Annotated in this window: 7 protein-coding genes; 1 reads left to right on the forward strand and 6 read right to left on the reverse strand. The window is 45.3% G+C overall.

The window, feature by feature from the left end:
* Positions 1-9 precede the first annotated feature (9 nt).
* The 3 genes from NIES593_RS17690 to NIES593_RS17700 all read right to left on the reverse strand — a co-directional run bounded on the left by NIES593_RS17690 (position 10) and on the right by NIES593_RS17700 (position 4,323).
* Positions 10-1,173: a pyridoxal phosphate-dependent aminotransferase gene (locus tag NIES593_RS17690; protein WP_073600834.1), complete on the reverse strand. Its 1,164-nt coding sequence runs from the start codon at positions 1,171-1,173 to the stop codon at positions 10-12.
* A 345-nt stretch (positions 1,174-1,518) separates the two neighbouring features.
* The gene (locus NIES593_RS17695) at positions 1,519-1,971 is read right to left on the reverse strand and encodes a nitrate reductase associated protein (RefSeq protein WP_073600835.1); all 453 of its coding nucleotides are present in this window, start codon (positions 1,969-1,971) and stop codon (positions 1,519-1,521) included.
* A 78-nt stretch (positions 1,972-2,049) separates the two neighbouring features.
* On the reverse strand, positions 2,050-4,323 hold the full coding sequence (locus tag NIES593_RS17700) for a molybdopterin oxidoreductase family protein (RefSeq protein WP_073600836.1): 2,274 nt from the start codon (positions 4,321-4,323) through the stop codon (positions 2,050-2,052).
* A 420-nt stretch (positions 4,324-4,743) separates the two neighbouring features.
* On the opposite strand from NIES593_RS17700, the gene NIES593_RS17705 reads away from it, so the two are divergent.
* On the forward strand, positions 4,744-5,052 hold the full coding sequence (locus NIES593_RS17705) for a GNAT family N-acetyltransferase (protein WP_073600837.1): 309 nt from the start codon (positions 4,744-4,746) through the stop codon (positions 5,050-5,052).
* Between the two features lie 13 nt (positions 5,053-5,065).
* Here the strand turns inward: NIES593_RS17705 and surE are convergent, their stop codons facing one another.
* From surE to NIES593_RS17720, 3 genes are all read right to left on the reverse strand, one after another.
* The gene (gene surE / locus NIES593_RS17710) at positions 5,066-5,743 is read right to left on the reverse strand and encodes a 5'/3'-nucleotidase SurE (protein ID WP_073600838.1); all 678 of its coding nucleotides are present in this window, start codon (positions 5,741-5,743) and stop codon (positions 5,066-5,068) included.
* A complete protein-coding gene (locus NIES593_RS17715; protein WP_073600845.1) occupies positions 5,721-7,283 on the reverse strand; it encodes a glycosyltransferase family 39 protein in 1,563 nt (520 codons plus the stop codon). The genes surE and NIES593_RS17715 overlap by 23 nt, the downstream gene beginning before the upstream one ends.
* Positions 7,284-7,375: 92 nt before the next feature.
* Positions 7,376-8,956 (reverse strand): glycosyltransferase family 39 protein, encoded by a 1,581-nt coding sequence (locus tag NIES593_RS17720; protein ID WP_083602482.1) that lies wholly within the window; start codon positions 8,954-8,956, stop codon positions 7,376-7,378.
* Between the last annotated feature and the right edge of the window lie 334 nt (positions 8,957-9,290).

Genomic DNA, 9,290 nt, shown 5'->3' on the forward strand with positions numbered 1-9,290 from the left:
CCTCTCTCTTCAGAGCGATCGCACAAACTTATCGAGTCTGTTCAATCCTTTCTCGATAGTGGTCATATCGGTGGCATAGGAAAGACGGATGCATCGATCTGCGCCAAAGGCAATGCCAGGAACGGCGGCTACTTGATGCTCTTCCAGTAAGGCTTTACAGAAATCGATGGAAGCCATTCCCGTTTGGCTAATGTCTATAAAGACGTAAAAAGCGCCATTGGGTTTGGGACAACTGAGGTTGGGAATGGCACTAATGCGCTCTAACATATACTGTCGCCGTTTGGCAAAAGCAGCGAGCATTTGTTGCACGCAATCCTGAGAGCCTTCTAAAGCCGCGATCGCGCCGTGTTGTGCAAAGGTACAAACATTAGAAGTACTATGACTTTGAATGGTAATTGTAGCTTTAATTAGCTCTAGTGGTCCCGCTAGATAGCCGACGCGCCAGCCCGTCATAGAATAGGCTTTGGCGAAACCGTTGCTAATAATCGTCCGCTTAAAAGCTTCTTCGCTAACGGCACCAATACTTAAATGTTCTGCACCGTCGTAGACAATTTTTTCATAAATTTCGTCGGAGACAACGAGTATATCCCGTTCTACAATAACCTCAGCTAGAGCGCGAATTTCATCGGGCGTGTAAACTATCCCGGTTGGGTTAGAAGGGGAGTTGAGGACAAATAGTTTTGTCCGAGGAGTAATGGCTTGACGGAGTTGGTCGGGAGTAATCTTGTATTGGTTTTCTTCAGGCGTATCGACAATAACTGGCGTACCGCTTGCTATCTTCACCATCTCAGGATAGCTCAGCCAATAGGGGGCTGGAATAATGACCTCATCGCCTGGTTCGATTAAGGCAAGCATCAAATTGAACAGAGAATGTTTGCCGCCATTGGTGACAATAATATTTTCTGCTTGATAATTTAAATGATTGTCTTCGTATAGCTTTTTGGCGATCGCCGCTCTGAGTTTTGGTTCTCCAGACGCAGGGCCATACTTAGTTTTTCCTTGGTCTAGCGCCAGTTTGGCAGCTTCCTTAACGTGTTGCGGCGTGTCAAAATCTGGCTCTCCCGCACTAAAACTACAGACATCAATTCCCTGCGCCTTCATTGCTTTGGCTTTGGAATCGATCGCTAATGTTAGGGATGGCGTTACCTGACCGACTCGCGATGCTAGTTTCATAAATTTTATCCCCCAGATGTTTTACAGACCTTAGAGGACATCCCAAAAGTCTATTTTGTCATTCTCATCTAAAAAAGAACGCTACAGATGCTCAATGAAAAAGCCTTACACACAGGGCTACTAACTAATTGCGAATGGCGAATTGATAATTGCGAATTGGTATTAAGATATTTCGCTTCGCGATCGCTATGCTCAACATGACATTCTAGACTTTTGGGATAACCTGTTAGATCGAGAGTTTATCTGGGTATTGTCGCATTATCATCGTGGAAAGCTGCCCTAGGCTTATACTTTTTTTAAGGACAGCATTCTTAGACCGACTCGCTTCCACTGAGCGATCGCGAATTATGCAAGTTTAAATTCTTTTAGCGCTGGAAAAAAATTTTGATTTTCGTGACCGGGACGGCTGAGTTTGATAAGGGCAAAACGCTGTGCGGGAGTGAGATTTTCCCACTGCTGTACCGTAATCGCGATGCCGAATTCTGCGGCTTTTTCCTGAGTTTGGGCTGGCACCGTCGAAGCATCCAGCCAAGGTGGATGGGGATCGATCGCGAGTTCGCTTGCCGGTTTGCCCGTTTTTTCTTTGACGAGATTTTGTAAATAGTCTCGATAAGCTTGACTTTCTTCAACAGTTGTGCATGGCAAAGCAACGAGGGTTTGTCGTTCTTCTTGGCTGAACTGGTTCCAATGAAATAGCTTGAGTTTTACTCCACAAGTATCGAGTTTCATTCTCACTTGCATGGGAATACAGCGCAAGGAATCAACGAAATCAGCCTCGAATTGAAAAAAATCAGTCATTTCAGTTTTCAGTCATTCGATGAAAGGATTTTGGATTGATTGTCTCCCTAGTCCCTCTACTTCCCATCTTACTGAGAGTCATTTAGGTGTAGATGCGTATTCAGGTGCTGACGAGGTTTGGACGGGTTTTTCGGCATCAGCTTCGGAGATAGCCGAAATAGGCACTAATCGGACTGCACAAGCTTTTAATTCTGGTTCGAGAGAATCGGGACAAGCTTCTGGGTGGGTGAGACTATTAGCCTCTGCATTATCTGCCCAGAGTGCACCCCAGTGCATGGGAACGAAAACCGTACCAGGCGCGATCGCTTTGGTAACTTTAGCCGGAAAACGTGCCCTGCCGCGACGCGATCGCACTTCGACCCAATCCTCATCTTTAATTCCCAATTTTTCTGCATCGCGAGGGTGAATTTCAACAAAGGGATTGGGATGCATCTTAGTAATTTTCTCAATTCGTCCCGTGCGAGTTTGAGTATGCCAATGACCGTATAATCTCCCTGTCGTCAAGACAAAAGGATAGGTTTCGTCGGCGGGTTCCGCTAATCCCTTGGAATGATAGGCAGCAAACCTCGCCCGTCCGTCGGGAGTATTAAACCGCCAATCCATATAAAGGCGCTTGCCTTTTGGTTTTTCCTCCTTCCCCTTAAATAGATTAGAGAGAATTCCAGATTGTTGAGTAGAAGTACTTTCTCTCCCTCCGTCCAAGGGACAGGGCCATTGAATGGGGCCTTCTTGCTGCAAGCGATCGTAGCTAATTCCCGTCATATCGCAGGGACGATTGCGGGTTGCTTGCACAAATTCCCGATGCACCGCAGCCGAATCGGGAAAGTTAAACTGTTCGACAAACCCCAAGCGACGACCCACTTCTGCAAAGATTTCCCAGTCGGCTTTGGCTTCTCCCGGACGGAGACGGAACTGCGGACACAACGTTACTACCCGTTCGGAATTGGTCATCGTTCCCGTTTTCTCGCCCCATTGCGCCGCCGGCAATAAAATATGGGCATAAGCTGCCGTTTCTGTCGGGTAATAGGCATCCTGATAGACGGTCAAGGGCGACTTCAGTAGCGCAGCTTTCGTGCGTTCTAAATCCGGCATGCTGACGGCGGGATTGGTCGCAGCAATCCACAGTAAACCTACTTCGCCGGTTTCCAAACCCGTTATCATACTCCAAGCATCTCGACCTGGATTGGGGGAAATTCGTCCGGCGGGAAGTTCCCAGAGTCGTTCCACTTCGGCGCGATGTTGGGGATTTTTGACCGACCGATAACCGGGGAGAATATGGGCGAGTCCGCCGGCTTCCCGTCCTCCCATTGCGTTTGGCTGCCCGGTAAGAGAAAAAGGTCCCGCGCCCGGTTTGCCGATATTGGCGGTCATTAGGTGTAGGTTAATAATGGTGCGAACTTTAGCTGTTCCTTCAGAAGACTGATTGACTCCCATCGACCACAGAGAGAGAACCCGTTCCGATTCTGCCCAATAACGCGCTGCTTGTTCTAGATGGTCGATGCGGATGCCGCATTTGCGGGCAACTAATTCGGGGGGATAGTGGCTGATGACTTCCGCGTAGGCGGGAAAATCTTTAGTACATTCATCGATAAAGAGAGTGTCAATTTTGTCCCAACGCATCAGCAGATGGGCGATGCCGTTGAGTAGGTCGATATCGGTGCCAGGATTGATGGCAATATGGAGATCGGCTGCTTCTGCGGTTTTCGTTCGGCGGGGATCGACGACGATCAGTTTGGCTTTGCGATCGCGCTTGATATGTTTGTGCAAGCGGTTGAAAACGATGGGGTGGCATTCGGCGGTATTCGTACCGATTAAAAAGGCACAATCGGTCAATTCCAAGTCGTCATAACAACAGGGAGGTCCGTCAGAACCGAAGCTTTGAATATAACCCGCCACGGCGGAGGACATGCAAAGGCGGGAGTTGGCATCGAAGTTATTGGTGCCCAAGCAGCCTTTGATCAGTTTCTGGGCGACATAGTAGTCTTCGGTTTGAAATTGACCGGAACCATACAAGCAAATGCCATCGGAACCTTGCGTAGCGATAACGGTTCGGATGCGATCGACGATGCGATCTAAGGCTTCATCCCAACTGACTCGACGAAAGGGATCGGATAAAGAGTCCCTCATCATGGGATATTTGAGGCGATCTTTGTCTAGCGATTCGCTAATGGTTGCCCCTTTGACGCAAACCATGCCTTGAGAGGAGGGGTGAGAGCGATCGCCGACGACTTTCCAAATCGGATTTCCTTGACTATCTCGATGGGTCGCGCGTCCCGCAGCAGCAGGCGGAGAAACTTCCAATCCGCATCCAACACCGCAATAGGGACAGAGGGTTTTTACTGAGTCAGTCATAGAACTTGAGATTTTCGCTCGTATGGCGAGATAACGAAGACTTTCTTTCTGGCGCTTTTACTTGATGGTCTTGATATTTTTCTTAATAAACTGTAATTTTCAATACAATTTGTGCCATCTATCACTGCTTATGAATTCTTTTAATGCAAATCGCGCATTTATAGCCATTTGCGATCGCTAGTCGGTTCGATTGATTTTCTCTGTGCCTAAAAGTGTTAGAGTATACGCACTGTAGTGCGAAAGATCCTTCGCGCTCCGCGTCCTGAGCGAAGCCGTCTTGCTCGCGTTTAGATCGTGCGCGAGCGAGACGCTCACACTAATTCTCACAATTCAAAGGAGTAATATTTCATCTGTAAAATCATAATTATAAGTAGTGCGGTCATCTTGCCCGCGAGCAATTAAATAAATAGTGGCTCGCAAATGAATAAAAGCCCTACATCTAGTCAATTTCCAAAACTAGAGACAAAAAATTTAATTTTAAGAGAAACAAAACTATCTGACGCATCGGCAATTTTTGAAATCTTTGCCGATGATTATGTAACTCGATGTCACGACCTAGAAACCGCTACCAGTATAGAGCAAATTAAATTTTTAATTAGTCGCCGTGCGGAGCGTTTCAAAAATAAAGAAGGAATCCTTAGAGAATATGGATTTTGGAAAGGAAAATTTCACGATCTGAGGTTATTTTCTCTTCTAAAAAAAGACTATACGAACGCTCAAATGTATTAAATCAAAACTAGATTCAAAGTTGAATCAACGTCACGGCAATCTTACCAGAAAAACAAACATCGACATCGGTTCCAGTAGCGCGATCGCGTTTAGAATATTCTCCCTCGTAATAAAATAAATCGCCCTCGACGCGATATTTAACAGGTAAAGGTTGCGTACTCGGTTTGCAAAACACAATCTCTGGTTCGGGGGAATTGGGTTCGATATGAGGCAAATTGACATTCCAGAAACTTTTGGGGGGAATAGGACGATTGAATAACTCTGCCAACACTTTTGCCGTCCAAACCGAGGCGAGATCCCAATTGACGATTAGCGGTCTTCTAATCCAGTGGGAGATAGCAATTCCAGGGATGCCGTGGATTGCCGCTTCTCTCACCGCAGCAACCGTTCCCGAAATATAAGTATCGATCCCCAAATTCCCGCCTGCATTAATGCCAGAAAGTACCCACGTCGTTTCTGGGGCAATATGGGTAATAGCTAAGCGAGTGCAATCGGCAGGCGTTCCATCGACTGCATATTCGCTTTCGGATCGCTTTTGCAGATGAATTGGTCGCGTGGTGGTAACTTTATGTCCGCAACCGGATAAATGATCTTTTGGTGCAACGATGATGCCTCGACCATTTAAAGCTTTTTGTAGTGCCCGAATGCCGGGGGCATCGATTCCGTCGTCATTGGTTAGGATTAGTGTCATTACTTTTACCAGATTGCAAAGGCGATCGACTAAAGTCGTATAAATAGACAAATATACCGGGCTGATTAAAATAATCGAGTTGCTGACCGATTTGATTTAGATATGAGGTAATTTCCTGGCGTTCCTTATCGTTTGCTCGATACAGTAGCCAAACGCGCCGTTCGCCTCGAAAGCGCTGGATTTCGCGCTTGTATTGTTCCCATTCTTCCTGAGTTCCTTTGCCATCGTTGGGCAAGACTTGCACTCCAATAACGTAATCTCCTTTGAAATAGCCATATTTCTCGGCATAGTAAGTAAAGGCATTCTGCGCCCTAGTATAAATATAAAAACTATCTTCTGGCTGCTGGCAAGACTTGACATATTCGATCGCTGGTTTAATCTCTTCTTTAAGGGCTGGACGAATAACCAGTTGACTCGCTTGGAGTGTAGGAGGAGCAAGCAAAGCGATCGCGACGATAATTCCTAAAATAGCGAAATATTTACGCCGCCCCTGGAATTGAGCGAGTAAAAAAACGATGCCTTCGGCAATAATAGCGATCGCGAATGGTATGAGAAAAAGAATCAAGCGATCGCGAAAAGGATATTTTTGCAGATAACTTGCTAACAAAGTTGTTAGGAATGGAGAACTTATAAAGAGTAAATTAGTTCTATTAATTCGATAGTAAGCGACACATCCGCATACAAAGGCGAACATAGCAACTCCATCGGTGATGCTGACAAAACCTAACGGAGTATGGAAAAATCTGCCAAAAGCATCGAACAACCAAACCAGATCGAAAAGAGAATCGGGATAGCTGGCACCCCAAGAACCTTGTAGCGCTTCATTCTTCATAGTGCCGCTAATTGTCAGAAAATAAAGCACGCCAAAACTCGACAGCCAAACGAGATACATTGGTAATCGGTTGAGGATAATGCTTAGTCTTTTCCGGGCAGGGGCAGTCAGCAGAGAACTTAATTCTATGGCCGATAGGACAAAAATCGATGGATGGGAAAGCCAAATCCCAATTGCTCCCACCAGACTAAGAAATAGAATCTGTCTTGCTTTAAGAATTTGCTGGCGAAGGGGAATGAGAATTAAGAAAAGAAGCAGCGCTATCATGACATCGCTGCCGTACTGCTTTACTTCTGTGGCGTAGTAGAGATTGTAGCTCAGACAGGCAAATAGCGCGATCGCAATGGGAGCGGCAAGCGCAGAGGTATAGCGCCGGGTAAACTGGTAGAAGGCAAATAGCGAAACAATGCTAGCGATAAAAGGAAACAGCCTGAGGGCATACTCGTTGTTGCCGAAGAGTTGAATAGAAAGCTTTTCTATCCAGAGAAATCCTGGCGGTGCTGCTTGATTGCGCTCCAAAGGGCTGAGTAATTCTAGATAAGAACGGTTGACGATATTGATTGCCAGTGCTGCCTCATCATCCCAAAGAGAGCGATTATTTATATATTGAATTAGGCGAACTAAAATGCCGAAAAATAAGAAAAAAAGCGATAGATAGTTAATTCGATCGCTTTTGGCAAGCCAATTCTGCTCCTTGAATTTTGTCATAATATTTAGTGTGAGCGTCCCGCTCGCGACTCCTGTTGGTCGCACTCCTTTAATTATGGTCGTATAATCGGATTTGATATAATTCCCCAAGACTAAGGCGATCCACTAAAGTCGTACAAATAAACGAACATACAGGGTTGGATCGCAGAATCGATCCGCTGGCTGAAAAAATCTAGCTGTTTGCCGATGCGATCTAGATAAGATGAGAACTTCTTGCTTTCCTTATATTTCGCTCTAAACACGAGCCAAACACGCTCTTTGCCTCGCAGCTTCTCGATGTCGCCCGTGAATCTTACCCATGGTTCCCGATTATCTTCCTTTTTCGGCATTAAAAATCCACCCAGTATGTAATCTCCTTCCCGATAGCCAAACTTCTCGGCGTAATACAAAAATTGACTTCTCGCCCCTCGATGAATGTAGAGCATATCTCCTGGCTGTTGGTGAGACTTGACATATTCAAGCACTGGTACGGTTTCCTCTTTCACTTCTGGCGTAAACACCAGTTGACTTGCTCGGATTGATGGAGGAATAACTAAAGCAATCAGAACGATGATTCCTAAAATAATGACGTATTTATATCTCCGCTGGAATCGAGTTAGTAAAAAAACAACGCCTTCGGCAATGAAGAGGAGAGTGGGGGGGGCGAGAAAGAAAACTAAGCGATCGCGAAAGGGATATTTGTGAAGATAACTCGCTAGTAAAGTTGTTAGAAATGGAGAAGCTAAAAAGAGTAAATTAGTTCTATTAGTTCTATAGTAAGCAACACAGCCGCACACAAAAGCAAACAGAGCAATTCCATCGGTGATGCTAAAAAAGCTTAATGGAGTGTAGAAAAACCTGCCAAAGGAATCAAATAACCAAACCACATCCCAGGGAGCATCGGGGTAACTCGCTCCCCAGGAATATTGTAGCCGTGGATTATTCGCCGAGACATTAATTGACAGGAAGAATAGCACAGCAAAACTCAACAGCCATACCAGATAAATCGGCAATCGATTGAGGATAATACTTTGTCGCTTTCTGGCAGGCGCACTTAGCCAGGAACTCAATTCTATTCCCGATAGGACAAAGATCGCCGGATGGGAAAGCCAAATAAAAATTGCTCCCACCAGACTGAGAAAAAGAATCTGCCTCTTGCCAAAAACGCGATCGCGAAGGGGAATGAGAAGCAGCGACAGAATCAGAGTGCCCATTAAATCGACACCATACTGCTTTACCTCCGTAGCATAGTAAATAGTGCTTTCGAGACAAGCAAATAGCGCGATCGCGATCGGTGCCGCTAGAGTAGAGCTATAGCGTTGGGCAAACTGGTAGAACGCGAAAATTGAAATAATGCCAACGATGAGAGGAAACAGCCGCAGCACATACTCGTTATTGCCCAACAGTTGAACGAAGAGTTTTTCTATCCAGAGAAATCCCGGCGGTGCTGCTTGATCGTAATCCAGAGGACCGAGTAATTCTAAATAAGAACGGTTGACGATATTGAGTGCTAGCGAGGCTTCATCGTACCAAAGAGAGCGATTGCTGACGTATTGAATGAGGCGAACAAAGATACCGAAAACTAAGAAAAAAATCGATATATATCTGAGCAGAGGATAATTTTTTTTTTGAGTTATGTAGGGACTATTGCGATCGCTCTCAGCAAGCAATTGCTGGACTTTAGATTTTTCCATGCGCAAACCTTATTTTCACATGTAAGTTGCAAGCGAGAATTAACAAATACCTTCATATTTTCTTTAGCGCTTATTAACAAGATTAGTTCCCTCGCAAGCGCTTAAAAATGATTGCACAGGGACATAATATCACGTGATACCAATTTTCATGTTTTCACGATATACATTCTTCTCCCCTCTCACAAATAGGGAGAGGGGTTAGGGGTGAGGGCGATCGACTATCTGTGTCATTAATGAATGAAAAAATGATATGAATTCTAAATTCGGAGTTCAGGAAAAATAGTTACTAATTTTGTAGACAAATATCTACTCAAGCTTGATAAGGTTTAAACCT

The organism is Hydrococcus rivularis NIES-593, from assembly GCF_001904635.1.
Lineage (GTDB): Bacteria > Cyanobacteriota > Cyanobacteriia > Cyanobacteriales > Microcystaceae > Hydrococcus > Hydrococcus rivularis.